This is a genomic window from Aquimarina sp. AU474 (assembly GCF_900312815.1).
GTDB lineage: Bacteria > Bacteroidota > Bacteroidia > Flavobacteriales > Flavobacteriaceae > Aquimarina.
Genome location: NZ_OMPE01000007.1, coordinates 482,550 through 502,136 on the forward strand (window position 1 = coordinate 482,550; position 19,587 = coordinate 502,136).

General features: G+C 33.1%; 18 protein-coding genes and 1 tRNA gene. 15 read left to right on the forward strand and 4 right to left on the reverse strand.

Annotated features, from left to right (window positions below; translation table 11 throughout):
* Positions 1-114: 114 nt before the first annotated feature.
* From DK508_RS08905 to DK508_RS21070, 4 genes are all read right to left on the reverse strand, one after another.
* On the reverse strand, positions 115-1,095 hold the full coding sequence (locus tag DK508_RS08905) for a DUF5004 domain-containing protein (RefSeq protein ID WP_109300396.1): 981 nt from the start codon (positions 1,093-1,095) through the stop codon (positions 115-117).
* Positions 1,096-1,618: 523 nt separating this feature from the next.
* On the reverse strand, positions 1,619-2,551 hold the full coding sequence (locus tag DK508_RS08910; RefSeq protein ID WP_109300397.1) for a type IX secretion system membrane protein PorP/SprF: 933 nt from the start codon (positions 2,549-2,551) through the stop codon (positions 1,619-1,621).
* Between the two features lie 850 nt (positions 2,552-3,401).
* Positions 3,402-3,476 (reverse strand) — tRNA-Pro (locus tag DK508_RS08915).
* A 210-nt stretch (positions 3,477-3,686) separates the two neighbouring features.
* Positions 3,687-3,836: a hypothetical protein gene (locus tag DK508_RS21070; protein ID WP_160114628.1), complete on the reverse strand. Its 150-nt coding sequence runs from the start codon at positions 3,834-3,836 to the stop codon at positions 3,687-3,689.
* 266 nt (positions 3,837-4,102) lie between these two features.
* On the opposite strand from DK508_RS21070, the gene DK508_RS08920 reads away from it, so the two are divergent.
* From DK508_RS08920 to dapB, 15 genes are all read left to right on the forward strand, one after another.
* Complete coding sequence (locus DK508_RS08920) at positions 4,103-6,394, forward strand: TonB-dependent receptor (protein ID WP_109300398.1); 2,292 nt, start codon at positions 4,103-4,105, stop codon at positions 6,392-6,394.
* A gap of 48 nt (positions 6,395-6,442) precedes the next feature.
* Positions 6,443-7,564, forward strand: coding sequence for a PQQ-dependent sugar dehydrogenase (locus tag DK508_RS08925; RefSeq protein ID WP_109300399.1), 1,122 nt, complete (start codon positions 6,443-6,445; stop codon positions 7,562-7,564).
* A 19-nt stretch (positions 7,565-7,583) separates the two neighbouring features.
* Positions 7,584-8,051, forward strand: coding sequence for a cytochrome c (locus DK508_RS08930; RefSeq protein WP_235016342.1), 468 nt, complete (start codon positions 7,584-7,586; stop codon positions 8,049-8,051).
* An 89-nt stretch (positions 8,052-8,140) separates the two neighbouring features.
* Positions 8,141-8,887, forward strand: a complete 747-nt coding sequence (locus DK508_RS08935) for a hypothetical protein (RefSeq protein ID WP_160114629.1) — start codon at positions 8,141-8,143, stop codon at positions 8,885-8,887.
* Between the two features lie 49 nt (positions 8,888-8,936).
* The gene (locus DK508_RS08940) at positions 8,937-10,022 is read left to right on the forward strand and encodes an anhydro-N-acetylmuramic acid kinase (protein ID WP_109300401.1); all 1,086 of its coding nucleotides are present in this window, start codon (positions 8,937-8,939) and stop codon (positions 10,020-10,022) included.
* A gap of 60 nt (positions 10,023-10,082) precedes the next feature.
* Entirely contained in the window at positions 10,083-10,691 is a 609-nt protein-coding gene (gene udk, locus DK508_RS08945) for a uridine kinase (protein ID WP_109300402.1), read from the forward strand.
* A gap of 38 nt (positions 10,692-10,729) precedes the next feature.
* Positions 10,730-11,089 (forward strand): septum formation initiator family protein, encoded by a 360-nt coding sequence (locus DK508_RS08950; protein ID WP_109300403.1) that lies wholly within the window; start codon positions 10,730-10,732, stop codon positions 11,087-11,089.
* Positions 11,082-12,446 (forward strand): methylmalonyl-CoA mutase subunit beta, encoded by a 1,365-nt coding sequence (locus DK508_RS08955; protein WP_109300404.1) that lies wholly within the window; start codon positions 11,082-11,084, stop codon positions 12,444-12,446. Before DK508_RS08950 ends, DK508_RS08955 begins: the two co-directional genes overlap by 8 nt.
* Positions 12,447-12,532: 86 nt before the next feature.
* Positions 12,533-13,162 carry a hypothetical protein gene (locus DK508_RS08960; RefSeq protein ID WP_109300405.1) on the forward strand — a complete coding sequence of 210 codons (630 nt, stop codon included), beginning with the start codon at positions 12,533-12,535 and terminating at the stop codon, positions 13,160-13,162.
* Positions 13,163-13,279: 117 nt separating this feature from the next.
* Entirely contained in the window at positions 13,280-15,412 is a 2,133-nt protein-coding gene (scpA, locus tag DK508_RS08965) for a methylmalonyl-CoA mutase (protein ID WP_109300406.1), read from the forward strand.
* Positions 15,413-15,489: 77 nt separating this feature from the next.
* Entirely contained in the window at positions 15,490-16,371 is an 882-nt protein-coding gene (locus DK508_RS08970; RefSeq protein WP_109300407.1) for an SDR family oxidoreductase, read from the forward strand.
* Between the two features lie 138 nt (positions 16,372-16,509).
* Complete coding sequence (locus tag DK508_RS08975) at positions 16,510-17,274, forward strand: ParA family protein (protein WP_109300408.1); 765 nt, start codon at positions 16,510-16,512, stop codon at positions 17,272-17,274.
* 6 nt (positions 17,275-17,280) lie between these two features.
* Positions 17,281-18,189 (forward strand): ParB/RepB/Spo0J family partition protein, encoded by a 909-nt coding sequence (locus DK508_RS08980; RefSeq protein WP_109300409.1) that lies wholly within the window; start codon positions 17,281-17,283, stop codon positions 18,187-18,189.
* Positions 18,179-18,814: a DUF5683 domain-containing protein gene (locus DK508_RS08985; protein WP_235016343.1), complete on the forward strand. Its 636-nt coding sequence runs from the start codon at positions 18,179-18,181 to the stop codon at positions 18,812-18,814. Before DK508_RS08980 ends, DK508_RS08985 begins: the two co-directional genes overlap by 11 nt.
* A gap of 39 nt (positions 18,815-18,853) precedes the next feature.
* Positions 18,854-19,552: a 4-hydroxy-tetrahydrodipicolinate reductase gene (gene dapB / locus DK508_RS08990; RefSeq protein ID WP_109300410.1), complete on the forward strand. Its 699-nt coding sequence runs from the start codon at positions 18,854-18,856 to the stop codon at positions 19,550-19,552.
* Positions 19,553-19,587 lie beyond the last annotated feature (35 nt).

Sequence of the window (19,587 nt, forward strand, 5' to 3'; positions counted from 1 at the left end):
ACCATATAATTTAAATATAACTTTTTAGAACATTGAATACTAAAAAAATGGAGGTAAAATTTACCTCCATTTTTTGTACCTATTTATCGAATAAACTGTTCTGGTCTCTCTCTTTTATAGCTTTTTGTAAATAAATTCTCTCACCTGTTCATTGTTATCACTATCAGTGAATGTATATTCGAGCTTAATAGTGGTATTATCTTCTAACAAAAGTTTCAATCCTGATATGTTTTTAAGTGCTATGGTTTTCTCATCTTTTATCACATATTCCAGAGTACTCGTTTTGATAAATTGACATTCTGCATCGGTATCAAAAACAACCCTATCATTTCCTTTAGTAATTGTTGCTTTAATGTTTTCTGATAAAGGATAACTAACGCTTACGTTATAATTTAACAAATCTCTTCGATTAAAGGTTTTCTTATGCTGAATGAACTCAAAAACACTTTGAGCTTTAAATTCCATAGTGTTTTTTTGAAGGCAATCTCGGTCGGAGTCAATTTGCCACTTCCCTAAAATAGCTTGTATCACCCCTGTTCCATCAAAAATGTTGTCATCATCATTATCTGTCTCTTCGTCATCTATTTCCACATTATCCGTTTCTTCTTCCGGATTTTCCGCTAATTCTGAATTGTCACTTCTAATAAAAACATCTATCTGATCTTGTTCCTTGCCGCCATTAGTAATTTTTGAGGTAATCTGTAAAGTATCCCCGATCAACTGGATCTCAGAATCAAAATTAAAAAAAGCAACACTGTCCAAACCAATTACAGTATAGGTTCCAGATTGTGTAACTGTTCTATTACAAAGAGTTGTAGAATTACTGCCTAGTTTTAAAAAAGTTAATTCATAAGTGTCATCCTGATTAAACGTAGCTGTTGAATTTTTTAAACATTCGAATTCTGCAGGTGAAACATTTTTATTGTCAATGGTGCTGCTTATCAATTTCCAATCTCCAACTAATTTTTCTTTAGTGGCCAATATTTCTTCACTGTCTTCCCGGTTAGGATTAGCGTCATCATCAGAATTACACGAGAAAAATACTAGAGTAAGTAGCACAAAAAACAATGCTTTACAGGTTTTAATACATATCATATTTTTATTAATTTATATTTGGCAATAAAAATTGCTAGCAATTCCCTTAACTATTTTTTTGTTTTCAATATGGTAGTTCTCCACTATTTTAAACATAAATTCATTTATTTCTATAAAAACGGATCACACTGATACCTTTTTACAACGGTTCAAATTTTACCTTATTTCGTTTTTTATAGGGTTTAAAGCACACTACATTTAGTGCTAATACCCATTTTCGATTTTTCCAAGTGATATTCGTTATTCCGCAACTATTTGGAAGTATATAGATTGGTCACTGTAAAGGTCTCTAAACCCATTTTATGAAAAAACCATCTACCTTACTTAACCTACCTTATATAAGTAAAGAGATTTATAGACCAACCTAAATACACTCCCATTTTATAACTCCATAGTACTTATCCAATCCTACATACAATTGGCACTATGCATTTTTGTTTATTCTTTTTGATGTATTTTAAACCGTTGTATTTATGCATAAACACATATAATTATTACTACAATATTGGTTATTACATCTATACTAATATAGTTGCTCTTGCTCTTGCGGTTGTTTTTCTGAAAATAGTGGAACTTTTACTATCACTTCGTGATTTCCTCTTCTATAATTACTGATAGCAGTTATAGCACTATCATAAGCATACCCTACCTTGATTCTATCCAACATCTTAAATAACACAACTGTACTAATGGATTCTTTTAATCTATAGCTGAGACCAAATTCTGCTTTGCCATACAGATCGAACGTACCACTAATATCCATGGAGAAAGGCACCTCGCTTATTACTCGTGTTAAAAAAAAAGGGGTAAAGGTCAAATTCTTGTTTAAAGGAAAATGATAACCCGCTCCCATAAAAAATTGCATTTTGTCGGTGGCCTGTGTTACAATGCCCGATTCCTTTTCGTATCTTTTTGTTTTTAATAAGGCTGGTGCAGATATGTTTACATAAAAGCGTTCTCCTTTTAAATAGGCACCCATCCCAACATTTGGATTGAACACACTTACATTTTCTGAAAAAAGTGGGTCCTCATCAAGTCCTATCCCTGCCAAATCAATATTAACCGAAGAACCTCCCGCTTTAATCCCTAAAAATAAATCTAATCTTTCCTTTAATTGTAACCTATAGGAAAAATCAACAAAAACATCAGTTTCTTTGAGTACAAACACACTACTGTTGGTAACAGAAAGACCCAACCCCACCTTATCACCTATACCTTCTTTTCTACGCATTGGGCCGCTCAATGAAAAACTCCAGGTTTCAGGCGCTTCATCTAGACCCGCCCACTGCGCTCTATAGTTTGAGGTGAGCTCAAATTTTTCAGCAGCTCCCGCATAGGCCGGGTTAATAATATTCATGTTATAATTGTACAGTGTAAATGTTACATCTTGTTGGGCGTAAGACTGAATGAAACATATCGCGATTGCTATAAAAAAATATAATTTGTTATTTTTCATTTGACAGTTTTTTTAACCTTTTAAATATTAATTAAAAGCAAAGAATAGTCAAATGAAGAAAACACCCAATAATTAGTGCTAAAACCAGTTAAACAAGGGATATAATTAGGTGTTTTTGGGATTTTGAAAAAGGAATCGAACGCGGTTATGTGGCGCTGTTTTTACCATGGATACGCGAACACGAACCTTCGAACCTATCCTTGCCTTATCAATAAAAGTAGTGACATTCTTAAAACAGAGATCAAAAGTGGTTAGTGCCCAGGTCAAGGATGAACAAAATCCCCAAAACATATTCCTTTCATGCCTTTATCACTTTTAATAGCCTGTTTGTCCCGGTTTCAATCGATATGGACACTTTTTATCGTTGGTCTTGTGCTAAAACCCAATCTTTGTTTTCAACAAAGAGTCATCCAACAGTAAGTTTGCACAATGGAGTCATAGCGTGGGGCCATAGCATCCATTGGTCTTATAAGGATAAAATTTGGTTCTTTGAGTTTGTTTAAGCAACGGCGGGGATATAAAATAGCGATCCCCGTCTTTTTTGTAGAACAAGACCAGATACCAAAGCCCTTGTAATGCACGATCTAAGGTGTTTGAAAATATGGGGTATATCCTTATATGGGGCATTGGTTTAACAATAATTTATAAAATCAAAAGTCAAATCATGCCTCAAAGCTCTATAAAATTAATACAATTCTAGTGAAACATTGCACACCTAATTGCACCCCTTTTATATGGTTTTAAATGGTTTTAAATGGTTTTATTTGGCATTAGAAAAAATGAACAAAAACAAAAAACACCGGTAATCATACGATTAACAGTGTTTTATTATGACCTATCTCTAGGTTAGTCGGGGTGGCAGGATTCGAACCTGCGACCTCCGCGTCCCAAACGCGGCGCGATAACCGGGCTACGCTACACCCCGATAAGGTTATGCTCTTAGCGGGCGCAAATATACGCAATACTATTTATTTCTACCTAAAAAATAAGCAAATATTAATCGCTTATTTTATAATTAAAAACAAAATACTCCAGAGAAAGACCCCGGAGTATATCATATCTCTTTAGTTTTTAAGATGTTTATGTGTGATTAAGCAATATTAAACACTACTCAATGATCTAGTTAAACTAATAATTAATGTACGTGACAACTTGTAATATATAGTGAACGCTCATGACACCCTCGTGAACCTCCACCTTTAACAGTATTTAATTCTTTTTTTTCGATTACAGAAATTGTTTGTTTTTTCAAATTTAATTTTAAATCCGATTTTAATTTTTTCATGTTATGAATTTTAGTTTAATGCATACTCTATTTCTATAGGATTTTCTGCCATCTCCTTAAAAACAAAATAGATACTTTATATATTTGTACATTTTTGTTTTTTGAAAATTAGCAAAAAAGTAAAGCGCCTGTTAAGCTTTATTCTTGAGATTTATAAATCTCAAGAAGTAATCTATATCTTTATCTAGGATTAAAAAAACAGTAATACAATCATGATTTTTAAAACCATTTGCCTTTAGTTTACGATATTTGATCAAAAATAAATCTTGAAAAAAACACTCTTATTCTTATTCTTCCTATACAGCTTATCTATATATTCTCAATTTGATGTAAAAGGAATTGTAACAAGTAGCATCGATAGTCTTCCTGTAAAAAATGTAAAGGTCATTGATGAGACTTCAAACACGAAAGTATTTACTGATATCGATGGGATGTTTTCTATAAAAACCCATGGTACTATACGTTTCAACAAAGAAGGTTATGAAGACATACAAATAGTGATACAAAATGAAACATATAATAGTAATATACCTGTTGTTATTTCTCTATCTCGTATTACCAATTTGACCGAAGTACTGATTGAAGATTATGCAAATCCACATAAAGACAAATATGCCACTAAGGCCATTTCTTATATTTCGACCAACGATATTAATCGTGCAAATCCTATAGAATTACATCCGGTTTTAAATAGAGTATCTGGTGTTTTTATGCAAAACGGAACTCTAAACACTAATAGAATCACAATTCGAGGTATTGGAGCTCGAAACTTGTTTGGTACGGCCAATATCAAAGCCTATTTTGGTGAAATTCCGTTAACAGATGGAAATGGAGAATCTTCTATAGAAGATCTTGAGCTTGGAGCATTATCAAGTATCGAAATCCAAAAAGGTTCTTCATCGAGTAGCTATGGTGTTGGATTAGGAGGAACTATTTTATTGCATCCAGAATTTGCCTTCAATAGAGCAACCGAAGTTCAGTTATCAAATACATATGGAAGCTATGGTTTGCGTAGAACTCTTATTAAAGCATCAACAAGTGGAAAAAAAGCAAATCTAAACGTTTTGTATAGTAATAACCACACAGGTGGCTATAGAGATAATAATGAATATGATCGTAATACCATAACGTTAACCTCTAATATACATGGTGGAGAAAATGATAGCTTTTCAATATTTGGAAGTTACATCGACCTTAAAGCCGGAATCCCTAGCTCGTTAAACCAAGAAGATTTTGACAATACACCTAGACAAGCCGCTTTTACTTGGGGACGTTCTCAAGCTTTTGAAGATGTAGATTATGGTATTTTGGGGATTACCTGGAAACACAAGTATACCTCTACACTATCTCAAGCTACAAGTATTTTTGGTTCTTTTAGAAATAATTACGAACCCAGACCATTTAATATATTAGAAGAAGAATCGACAGGAATTGGGATTAGGTCACGAATTTCGGGAACTGTACCTATCGTTCAAAAAGAATTGACTTGGACTATTGGAGGAGAACTCCTTTTGGATAATTATAACGGTAAGACGTTCGAAAATCTATACGAGGATTTCCCGGTAGGTACTGGGAGTGTGATAGGAGATCAGCTTTCTGATCTAGACGAAAAAAGATATTATTATAATATTTTTGCCGAAGCCAATTACAACATTACTAAAAAACTACGAACAAATATTGGTTTACATATTAATCAAACATTTTTTGATATTCGAGATCGATTCTTATCAGACAACGAAGATAATTCTGGTGAGTTTGATTTTGATCCTATTTTTTCTCCAAAATTAGGTATTAGCTACGAATTGAATTACAATGTAACCCTATTTGGGAATATTGCAAATGGTTTCTCTACTCCTACTACATCAGAGACATTACTGCCTGACGGTTTATTTAATCCCGACATAAAACCCGAAATAGGATGGAACTACGAAATTGGCGCTCGATATAGTTTTTTTCATGATCTTATCTATGGGACATTATCTGCGTATACACTTCGGGTACAAGACTTATTGGTATCTAGAAGAACAGTCGATGATAACTTTTTTGCTATCAATGCAGGAAAAACAATACATAATGGAATAGAATTCAATGTACATTTTGATATTATAAAAAGAAAAGAAACAACATTAAAATTCTTTTTCAACACATCAATATTTAATCATCAATTTGATGATTTTATAGACCTGGATAATGATTTTTCGGGTAACGACCTAACAGGTGTCCCTTCAAAAACAATTAATATTGGTTTAGATTTCATTCAAAATGGGTTTTATGGTAATCTTAATTATCAGGCTATCGGTAAGATTCCTGTAAATGATGCTAATTCGCTATTTAGTGATAATTATGACCTGGTACATGCCAAGTTTGGTTACAAAAATAAAATCGGAAGTCGTCTTTTTTACGATGTATTTGCTGGTGCTAATAACATTTTAGATACCAAATATGCTTCTCAAATTCAGATCAATGCTAGAGGTTTTGGCGGCAACGCGCCTCGATATTTCTATCCAGGCTTACCTTTCAATGCTTACGGAGGGATTAACATAAAATATAGATTATAGATAATATTTCTTTGTATTTTTCGAGATAAAACCAAACACTCGCAATCAATGAAATTATCGTCGGTCCTATTTTTTTTGGTAATTGTATTTTCGGCTTGCGGCCAAGAAACCAAAAAAAAAGATGTTCTATTGCAACCAGATCCAAAAAATTACACAACAGAACTAGTAGTTCCTGATTTACAAATCCCTTGGGGAATGGTATGGCTACCTGATGGAAGTATGCTTATCACCGAAAAAAGTGGAGAACTTATTCACTTTAAGGACGGAAAAAAAGTATCTATTACCAATGTCCCCGAAGTTTATAACAGAAATCAAGGAGGTTTATTAGATATAGAATTGCATCCCAAATACGACAAAAACGGATGGATTTATATTACATATTCTTCTAAAGAGGGCAGCGAAAAAGGAGGAAATACAGCATTAATCAGAGCCAAATTAGAAAATAATCAATTAGTAGAAATTGAAAAACTCTATAAAGGAACACCCAACACAACTCGAGGACATCATTTTGGTTCTCGTATCGAGTTTGATAACGAAGGGTATCTATATTTTTGCATTGGAGATCGAGGTAATAGAGATGTAAATCCACAAGATATTACAAAAGATGGTGGAAAAATTTATAGATTAAACGATGACGGAAGCATTCCTAAAGACAATCCTTTTGTTAATGAAGAGAATGCTAAAAAAGCAATCTTTTCTTACGGTCATCGTAATCCTCAAGGAATGGCAATACATCCTAATGGGACTATTTGGGTACATGAACATGGACCCAGAGGTGGTGATGAAATTAACCCTATTAAAAAAAGTGTAAATTATGGATGGCCTGTAATTACTTATGGAATCAATTATAGCGGTACTGCAATAACAGATATTACCAAGAAAAAGAACATGGAGCAACCTTTATATTATTGGGTTCCTTCTATCGCCCCAAGTGGAATGGATTTTGTTACAAGTAACAAATATCCCGAATGGAAAGGTGATCTTCTTGTAGGTTCCCTAAAATTTCAATATCTTGAACTACTGGAACTTACCAATGAAAAAGTAACCAGCAGAAAAAAGTTACTTGAGGGCATGGGGCGTGTTAGAAATGTAAGGCAAGGACCAGATGGCTATATATATGTTGCTATAGAAAATAAAGGGATTGTAAAAATAATCCCGAACGCAAATTAAAAGAATAAATACGAAGTAAATGCAGGTGAAAAAACATATAAAACGCCTTTTTATAATAGAAGTAATTGTCTTAATTATAAGTATTACTATCACAGCACAACAAGGAAAAACAAACGCAAATTACACAATGCTTGTCCTTGATGATAGACAGGATGAATTATCCCAAAGTATGGCAAGAGGAGAAGAAGTTTATACTGATTTTTGTATGCAATGCCACCTACCCGATGGAAAAGGAACTCCAAACGTTTTTCCTCCGCTTGCGGGTTCGGATTGGTTGGTTAATAAACGAAAAGAAAGTATTCATTCTATAAAGTATGGTTTAAATGGGCCAATCGAAGTAAATGGAAAAACCTACAATAGCGCCATGACTTCATTAGGGTTAGAGGATGAGGAAATTGCAGATGTAATGAATTATATAATGAATAGCTGGGGCAACACTCAAAAAACAATAGTTACTATAGAAGAAGTTACAGATATAAAAAAATAATCACACAACAATACTAGAGTATTAAACGTTAACGAAATATTCTATACACACAAATGAGGGGCAAAGTTTCGATTACCAAAACACTCTTTATGAGGTTTATAGCATTTTATTTCATGTTATTAACCCCAGCGATCATTAATGCTCAAAATCCAGATGATTCCCCTAACAAATATCGATTTAAATACCGATCAGAAGTATATAAAGGCACCAGAATGCAGATAACGGGGCAATTAAGAACTTTAAAAAATGAATCAAAATTCGTGGATATCCCTGATGAGATAGAACAAGAACTTCATTCACTTTTTATATCTGCCAAAAAACAACCTATACCCAAATATTATAAAAAACGAGCTATCGTATTTCTAGATGCGTTGTATAGTTATGAAGATTTTGCCGATGTATACGAAAATGCTTTATACGAAGTTGTAAAGAAAGTAAAAAAAGATATGTACGTGGTTGATTTCAAGTTTGAAAGACAATTCACAAAAAGTAAGGTAAAATTAGATCGTGCAAAAAAAGAGGAAGTCATTAGTATTGAAAAATTTGATCTACTTAAAAAAGATTTGATCGATAATCAAACCAAATTATCATCTCATAGATGGATGAAAGGTAAATTTGAAAAATATAAAAGTTTCGATATTGTTAAAAATCCAGATGATTTCATGAAAGCTTTTAAAAAATCAGAAGCTGTATATGTATACAGATTATATAATGAAAAAAGGATTGATAAAATCGAACCATACCTCGAAAATCAAATTATAGACTTCTACTACAAAAAATCACTACCAGAAATCAATCCAGAAATACTCGATCTGCAATACATTACCAAAATATAATTGGGCCAAAAGAATATCATTAAAATTATTTTATTAGTTTGGTATTAAAATGGCGATCGCACAAAAAACATATAAAGTTATCGGTTTAATGTCTGGGACCTCTCTTGACGGTCTGGATATAATATACTGCCATTTTAAAAAGAATATTGATACTTGGGATTTTTCAATAGAAAAAACTGAAAGTATTGATTACACTTCCCATTTTAAAGAAAAACTAAAAAAAACTGTACACTTAGAAGCTTCAAAATTAATAGCTTATCATAATCAATATGGTACTTGGCTTGGAGAACAGGTTAAAAACTTTATAAATACAAATAAGGTTAAAGTAGATTTTGTTTCTAGTCATGGTCATACCGTTTTTCATCAACCACAAATCGGATTAACATATCAGATAGGATCTGGGCAACATCTCGCAAATGCCTGTAAGCAAAAAGTTATCTGTGATTTTAGAACAAACGACGTTGCCCTTGGAGGACAAGGAGCACCTTTAGTCCCGATCGGAGATCAATTATTATTTGGGGATTATGATTTTTGTCTTAATCTTGGTGGGATTAGTAATATCTCCTTTAATCATCAAGAAGAAAGAGTTGCTTATGATATATCACCAGCCAACATGTTATTAAATTATATCTGTAAAAAAATCAATTTAGAATATGATGAAGGAGGTAAATTGGCAGCATCTGGATCGATCAATACGCAATTATTGGATCAATTAGATAAATTAGCATATTATAAACTCCCCTATCCTAAATCCCTAGGGTTTGAATGGTTTAGGGATATAGTTATTCCTATCATAGAGGATATCGATGATTCTGTAATCAACCTTTTACATACATCGGCATATCATATTGCTACACAAATAGCAAATGCAATAAAAAACATCAAAAAAAAGAATCCCTCTGTATTAATAACCGGAGGAGGAGCAAAAAATAATTTTCTAATTAAAGTGCTCAAACAAAAACTAGACAACCAAGTTTCTGTAGTTATCCCATCTATAGAAATTATTGACTTCAAAGAAGCTTTAATCTTTGGTTTCATGGGAGTTTTGAGAGATCAAAACGAAATTAATTGTTTACAATCTGTTACTGGTGCAACAAAAGATTCTTCATCTGGAGTTATATATAAACCTTCTTGAATAAAAAATTATAACAAAGATTGATTTGCATTCTGTAAATTTGCCACAAAAAGGATATAAATGCTAATTATTGGTATCGCCGGGGGAACAGGTTGTGGAAAAACTACAGTTGTTAATCAAATCGTTAATGAATTACCCGAAAATGAAGTCTGTGTGATTTCTCAAGATTCATACTATAAAGACACGAGTCATCTTACATATGATGAGAGGACAAAAATAAATTTTGATCATCCGCAATCAATTGATTTTGATTTATTGGGAGAACATTTACAAGCTTTAAGAAAAGGCGAAACTATACATCAACCTGTATACTCATTCGTTGAGCACAACCGTACCAAAGAGACAATACCCACAAAACCAAGTAAGGTGATGATTGTCGAGGGTATTTTGATTCTAACTAATGCCAAAATTAGGGATCTATTTGATATCAAAATTTACGTACAAACTGATAGCGACGAACGATTAATTAGAAGACTTAAGAGAGACATTGCAGAACGTGGTAGAGATATGGATGAAGTTTTAGACAGATATCAGAACACCTTAAAACCAATGCATCAACAATTTATTGATCCTACAAAAGAATTTGCTGATCTTATAATCCCAAATAACAATTATAATAATGTAGCTGTTGATATTGTTAGAACAATTATAAAAGAACGCTTGAATTAACTTTTGTACCTTTACAACCAATATTATTCTCACATCGATTGAAGCTAAAAAGTTATTTTCAGGAATTAAAAAACAAGCCGGCACTGATACCGATATTTGCCATATTTTTAAATAAATATGTGCTTATCGTATTGCTTTTTGTGATTTGGATGTTATTTCTGGATACCAATTCGTGGTTAATTCATAAAGAATTAGATCAAGAAATTAAAGAGTTAGAAGATAACAAAGAGTACTTTATTAAAGAGATCGTTAAAGATCAAAAGGATATTAATGTACTAAAAGATAGTAGTGAATTAGAGAAATTTGCTCGTGAAGAATATTTTATGAAAAAAGATGATGAAGAAATCTACATCATCGAATATGAAGATAGCCTTCCTAAAACCAAAAAAGATGACTAAACCCTTATTTGATAGTTTTGATCAAGTTTCTGCCAAACAATGGAAGCAAAAAATTCAATTTGATCTTAAAGGTGCCGATTATAATGAAGCTTTAATTTTCAAATCTTTAGAAGGGATTGATATTAAACCTTTTTACAATCAAGAAGATATAAACGAAATAGATAATGCTAATTTTTATACATCCTCCTGGAAAAACTCTATTAAAATAGAAGTTGATAATGTAGAGGTTGGAAATAAAAATGCAATAGAAGCTATTGAGAAAGGGGCAGAAAGTATATTTTTTATTATCAAAAAAGAGGGTGTCGATATAAAAGAACTTTTACAAAATATTAGTTCAGAAATTCCCATTTATATAGAAACACAATTTCTATCTGCCGACTATATTTCTAAATTAAACGATTTTTGTAAAAGCAAATCTTTAACAACCTATCTCTTTACAGATATTATCAATCACCTAGCAGAAACAGGTAATTGGTTTAATACCTTAAAGGAAGATCATGAATCTTTGAACAAAATCACAAGATCTGAATTCCTTAAAAGTACCATCAGTATCGATATGGGTTTATATCAAAATGCAGGAGCTACTATGGTTCAGCAATTGGCTTACGCTTTATCACACGCCAATGAGTACCTTAATCACTTTACTAATAATGATAGTAATCCATTAAATAACAATAAGGTAGCGTTTAAGGTAGCAATAGGTGGGAATTATTTTTTCGAAATTGCAAAACTTAAAGCATTAAGAATACTTTGGAGTACCTTGGCAAAAGCATATGAAGTGAACCAAGAATGCCATATCATGGCCTATCCTTCGCATCGCAATAAAACCATTTTAGATTATAATGTAAATATGCTTCGCACAACTACAGAGTGTATGAGCGCAATAATAGGTGGTGCAGATACAATCTACAACCTACCATATGATGATATTTATAATCTTGAAAACGATTTTGGAACAAGAATATCTCTAAATCAACTTTTAATTCTTAAAAATGAAAGTTATTTTGATTTGGTAGATAATGCTGCTTCTGGATCTTATTATATCGAAAGTCTTACAGACCAGTTAGCCGAAAAAGCATTGTCTTTATTTAAAAATATAGAAGAAGGCGGTGGTTTTTTATCTCAATTAAAATCTGGAATGATCCAGAAAAAAATAAAAGAAACTGCTCGAAAAGAACAGGAACTTTTTGATGATGAAAAAATTATTCTTACTGGTGTAAATAAATATAAAAACGCTGACGAAGCGGTTCCGACCTTCCAAAAACCTGTTTTTTTAGAAAAAAATGTAAGAAAAACACTACTCGAACCCGTGATAAAACGCCGATTAAGTGCGATTATGGAGAAAAAGATGCAATAAAACGTTAATATTTGCTAACTTATTGTTAACTTGCATACTAAATCATAAAGTTTAGCCTATACATTAACATTACTAAATCTAAATTAATGCCCCTTAAGATTAGATCTAGGATTATAATCATCTTTTTGATTATATCCGTACAGACAGCTTATGCTCAATCGAGTCACTATTGTCAAAGTGTCGATGAAACTGGAATTATAAAAAAAGCATTCGCTTCATTCGAGAATGACTTATTTAGTTACTACAAGTTCGGAAACGATTCTATAAAGACGTATAGAACTTTTCTGGCCGAAGTAGCTAGCCTATCCATTGATCTTAGAAAACTTCCTTCGGATAATTCTATTCAACTAGCACGTGAATTCAAAAAAATTGCGAGTAATAAAAATTCTCTCTGGATCAAACTAAGTGAATACGAGAATCATGAAGCCTACAAAAAATCTCACCCATCAACATCTAATCAAGAAAACGAAGAAGAAATTTTAATCTTTAATTATAGAGGTGGATTTATACAATGTTTAAAAAACTCTAGTGATAGTGATGATTTTGTAGATCTTATCAATTCTCTTGAACAAGATGGAAATATTAGCACATCTTTAATTGCTCAAAAAATATATTATATCCCAAATAAAAAATTTAGCAGTATTGAAATCAAGAACTTTATTGCTTTCGATATTTACTACTCTATACTCATGGTAATTGAAAAAGCTTTTGGGTAATTTTTAGCATATTCTCATTAAAGTGCCAAATAGCTGTGTTTTTTTAAATAAAAATCATTTCTAAAAGCTTAATTTTATAGCCTCGTTAATATAGCATTCGAAACGAAGCGTTGAGTAATGAATAGAAAAGACATACAACACATACAACTTCCGAAAAAATCAGTATCAAATAATGAACCCAGTGTTTCAATATTTAATACCTCTGAAGGGATAGATATAAAATCTGCTTATCAAAAAAGCGATATCTCTAATCTCGAGCACCTTAATTTTTCTGCTGGAGTTCCCCCTTATTTAAGAGGACCATATTCAACAATGTACGTTCGCAGACCATGGACCATCCGCCAATATGCCGGTTTTTCTACTGCCGAAGAAAGTAATGCTTTCTATCGCAGGAATTTGGCTGCTGGACAAAAGGGATTATCCGTAGCATTTGATCTTGCCACGCATAGAGGTTATGATAGTGACCATGAAAGAGTATTTGGAGACGTTGGAATGGCCGGAGTGGCTATAGATACGGTTGAGGACATGAAGGTTCTTTTTGATCAAATTCCTTTAGATAAAATGTCTGTATCCATGACCATGAATGGTGCCGTTTTACCAATTATGGCTTTTTATATTGTAGCGGCTCAAGAACAAGGTGTTGATCAAAATCTCCTTTCGGGAACCATCCAAAATGATATTTTAAAGGAGTTTATGGTGCGTAACACGTACATCTACCCTCCTACTCCATCTATGCGTATTATTAGTGATATCTTTAAATATTGCTCTAAAAATATGCCTAGATTTAATCCAATTAGTATTTCTGGATATCATATGCAAGAGGCCGGCGCCACTTGTGACATAGAATTAGCATATACCTTGGCTGATGGTTTAGAATACATAAGAAAAGGAATAGAAGCTGGTTTGGATATTGATTCCTTTGCTCCTCGATTATCGTTCTTTTGGGCTATTGGAATGAACCATTTTATGGAAATTGCCAAAATGAGAGCAGCAAGAATGTTGTGGGCAAAATTGATCAAACAATTCAATCCGCAAAATCCGAAATCTTTAATGCTTCGAACACACTGTCAAACCAGTGGTTGGAGTTTAACTGCGCAAGATCCTTTTAATAATGTAGCCAGAACATGTATTGAAGCGAGCGCTGCAGCATTTGGTGGTACTCAAAGTTTACATACCAATGCATTAGATGAAGCCATAGCTTTACCTACAGATTTTTCGGCAAGAATAGCAAGAAATACACAAATATATTTACAAGAAGAAACTCAAATTACTCGAACTGTTGATCCTTGGGCAGGAAGCTACTATGTAGAATCTCTTACAAATGATATTGCCGAAAAAGCTTGGGAATTAATTCAAGAAGTAGAAGAGCTAGGTGGTATGACTAAAGCTATTGAGGCAGGTATACCCAAAATGAGGATAGAAGAAGCAGCCGCACGTAAACAAGCAAGAATCGATAGTGAACAGGATGTTATCATAGGAGTTAATAAATATAAACTAGAAGAAGAAGAAGCTATTAGCACTTTAAAAGTGGATAATCAAGCGGTTAGAACGCAACAAATAGAAGGATTAAGAAAGGTAAAAGCTTCTAGAGATGAAGAAAAAGTAAAACAAGCTCTTATCAATTTAACCAATGGAGCTGATGATAACACGCAAAATTTGCTAGCTTTAGCAGTAGAAGCAGCAAGATTGAGAGCTACACTTGGAGAAATTAGTGATGCTCTTGAGAAAAAATTTGGAAGATATAAGGCACAAATAAAATCTTTTACCGGAGTGTACGCGAAAGAAATAAAAAACGATGAATCTTTTGAAAAAGCTAGAGAATTAGCTAATCAATTTGCAGAATTAGAAGGGCGAAGACCTAGAATTATGATTGCCAAAATGGGGCAAGATGGTCATGATCGTGGTGCAAAAGTAGTCGCAACTAGTTATGCAGATGTTGGTTTTGATGTAGATATTGGTCCTCTTTTTCAAACTCCAGAAGAAGCTGCTAAACAAGCAGTAGAAAATGATGTACATATTGTTGGTGTTTCTTCTCTCGCAGGTGGTCATAAAACATTAGTTCCTCAAATCATTGCTATACTTAAAGAATACGGCAGAGAAGATATTATGGTTATTGTAGGAGGAGTAATCCCACCAGACGATTATGATTTTCTTTTTGATGCAGGAGCCGTAGCTATTTTTGGACCAGGAACAAAGATTAGCGATGCGGCAATCACAATTTTGGAAATTTTAATTTCTACGTTTGAATAGGAATAAAAATACTATGCGCGCATAGTATTTAGAATATAAATTGTAACTTTCAGCAAATATTAGATAATCATAAACATATGAGTTATACAAATAAAATGCTTCGAGATGGAGCACTAGATGGAAAAACTATAGTAGTTACTGGTGGTGGTAGCGGATTAGGCAAATCAATGACTAAGTATTTTCTAGAACTTGGAGCTAAGGTGGCTATAACTTCACGTAATCTTGAAAAGTTACAAAATACAGCTAAAGAATTAGAAGAAGAAACTGGCGGAATTTGTCTCCCATTACAGTGTGATGTAAGGCATTATGATCAAGTTGAAGCAATGAGAGATGCCGTTATTAAGGAATTTGGATCGGTTGATGTACTTCTTAACAATGCCGCAGGAAACTTTATTTCCCCTACAGAACGTCTATCTGCTAATGCTTTCGATACAATTATAGATATTGTTTTGAAAGGAACAAAAAATTGTACACTTGCCTTTGGAAAACATTGGATTGACACACAATATAAAAACACAGTTGTTTTAAATATCGTTACTACCTACGCATGGACAGGTTCGGCCTATGTAGTGCCTAGTGCAACTGCAAAAGCTGGTGTTCTTGCTTTAACCAGATCATTGGCTGTAGAATGGGCCAAATACGGAATGCGTTTCAATGCTATTGCACCAGGACCTTTCCCTACCAAAGGAGCTTGGGATAGGTTAATGCCTGCAGATCTTAAAGAAAAATTAGATATCACAAAACAAGTACCCTTAGCTCGTGTTGGAGATCACCAAGAATTAGCAAACCTTGCAGCTTATTTAGTTTCAGATTTTTCTGCATACATGAATGGTGAAGTTGTTACTATAGATGGTGGAGAATGGCTAAAAGGTGCAGGTGAGTTTAATATGTTAGAACAAGTTCCCGAAAAAATGTGGGACATGCTAGAAGCTTCTATACGATCTAAAAACAAGAAATAAGAATTTATTAACAATTAGAAAATTAACTTAGACCATTCGTAAAGGCGAATGGTCTTTTTATATTTCACTGTTAACATTTTTCATTTTTATAATATATAATAAATTGTATTTTTACCTCTTAAATCCAAATCTCCCCACATGGGTAAAATAATAGCGATTGCCAATCAAAAAGGAGGTGTAGGAAAAACTACGACCTCTGTAAATTTAGCAGCTTCTCTAGGCGTATTAGAGAAAAAAGTATTACTAATCGATGCCGATCCGCAGGCCAATGCCACATCTGGGCTTGGTTTGGACGTTGAGAGTATCGAAAAAGGAACATATCAGATCCTTGAACATACTGCAAAACCAGAAGATGCCATAAAAGAGACAACATCTCCAAATGTGCATATTATTGCTTCGCATATTGATTTGGTAGCCATTGAGATAGAGCTTGTTGATAAAGATGAGCGCGAATATATGATGAAGAAAGCTATCAAAGGATTACGATCAGAATATGATTATATTTTAATCGATTGTGCACCTTCTCTTGGTTTACTAACGTTAAATGCATTAACAGCAGCAGATTCTGTTATGATACCTATTCAATGTGAATATTTTGCTTTAGAAGGTTTAGGTAAGCTATTAAACACGATCAAAAGTGTTCAAAAAGTTCATAATACAAATCTGGATATAGAAGGATTATTATTAACCATGTACGATTCTAGGTTAAGATTATCTAACCAAGTAGTCGAAGAAGTGCAAAAACACTTTAATGAAATGGTGTTTAAAACAATCATCCAGAGGAATATACGTTTAAGTGAAGCACCTAGTTATGGAGAAAGTATAATTAATTATGATGCTGCCAGTAAAGGAGCGAGTAATTACTTAAGTTTGGCACACGAAATTATTAAGAAAAATAGTTAAGGATTCATGGCGAAAGCAACAAAAAAACAAGCTTTAGGAAGAGGATTATCGGCCCTGTTAAAAGATCCGGATAATGATATTAAATCCGTTGAGGATAAAAATGCAGATAAGGTAGTTGGTAATATTATAGAATTAGAATTAGGAAGCATTGATGTTAATCCTTTTCAACCTCGTACCAGTTTTAATGACGAAACTCTTCGTGAGCTTGCAACTTCTATAAAAGAAGTTGGAGTAATACAACCTATTACTGTTAGAAAATTAGATTTTGACAATTACCAACTTGTTAGTGGTGAGCGTCGTTTTAGAGCCTCTAAATTAGCAGGTCTTAAAACGATTCCTGCATATATTAGGATCGCCAATGATCAGGAGTCGTTAACTATGGCCTTGGTAGAAAATATACAAAGACAAGATCTTGATCCTATAGAAATAGCATTATCCTATCAACGACTTATCGATGAGATTAGTTTAACTCAAGAGCAATTAAGTGATAGAGTTGGTAAAAAAAGATCCACTATTGCCAATTATCTTAGATTATTAAAATTAGATCCTATCGTACAAACAGGGATGCGTGATGGTTTCATTTCTATGGGGCATGGCCGTGCACTAATAAATATAACAGATCAACAACAACAATTAGACATCTATGAAAAGATTATAGGTAAGTCCTTGTCTGTGCGTGATACTGAAAAATTCGTTCGATCGTTAAACGCTCCAGAAAGTGATGAAAATCCATCTCCCAATAGAGCTGGGCAATTACCAAAACACATTGCCAAGGGAGTTAAAGATTTTTCTGAGTATTTTGGCGCAAAAATTGATGTAAAAGTTTCTGGTAAAGGAAGTGGTAAATTAATTATCCCATTTTCTTCTGAAGAAGATTTTAAACGCATAAAGAAACTTATCAATAGTGAAGATTAAATGTTGTTATATCATATTTTTTATACTGTTCTCTTTTCAAAGTGTTCACTCACAAGAAAATGAAGAATTAAAAGTTACTACTGAAGAAGTAGCTGTAAAAAAGAAAAGAAAAAAGAAGGAACGAAGAGAAAAGAAAAAGGATAAAATAAGACCTTACAAGCCTCTAGCTCCTGCAAAAGCTGCTTTTTACTCGGCAGTACTTCCAGGTTTAGGACAAGTATATAATGGCAAAGGGCTATATTGGAGATTGCCTGCAGTTTATGGTGCCATAGGAGCAGGTATATATTTCTATATCGACAACAACAATCAATACAACGAGTTTAGAGATATTTTTAAACGCCGACTTGCCGGTTTTAGAGATGACCGTTTTATAGATCAAGAAACAGGGTTAGAATTATTAACTAACGAACAATTAATCGATATACAAGATCGTTTTAGGCGAGACAAAGAATTAGCTTTGTTGTTAACAGTTGCTGCATATCTTTTAAATATAGTAGATGCAAATGTTACTGCTCACTTACAGCAATATAATATTTCCGAAGACCTTTCTTTTAAACCAAAAATAAATTTTAATGAGTTTGATGCCACTCCTAATTATGGGGTTTCACTAAACTTTAGTTTTTAAGATGTACGCATCTTATTTTTCAAAATAACCAATCAATATATGAAAATTGCACTGCTAGGATATGGTAAAATGGGTAAAACCATAGAAAAAATAGCAATCGAAAGAGGTCACACTATTGTATTAAAAGTAGATAAAGATGATACTAACTATGATCTTTCAGAAGCAGATGTAGCAATCGATTTTAGTATTCCATCTGCAGCAGTAAATAATATCACCAATTGTTTTAACTCTGGAGTACCAGTTATTTCGGGAACCACAGGTTGGTTATCCTATTATGATATGATCGTAGGATTGTGCAAGGATAAAAAAGGTAGTTTTATTTATGCCTCTAATTACAGTCTAGGAGTTAATCTTTTCTTCGAATTAAATAAAAAACTAGCTAAAATGATGCATCCTCGAGAAGGATATTCTGTAGCTATGGAAGAAATTCATCATACCGAAAAATTAGATGCTCCAAGTGGAACTGCTATTACCTTGGCTGAAGGAATTATCGAAAACACAAATCAAAATGCTTGGCAGTTGGACCAGGGAAATGAAAACACCATTCCGATTACTGCAAAAAGAATTAATAACGTTCCTGGCACTCATACGGTAACATATTCTTCTCAAGTTGATGATATAGAAATTACGCATACTGCTCACAATCGCAATGGATTTGCATTAGGTGCTGTGGTAGCCGCAGAATGGCTACAAGATAAAAAAGGAGTTTTTGGAATGAAAGACGTTTTAGGGTTATAAAAAGTGTAACACTTTCAAAGTAAATAGTACTTATA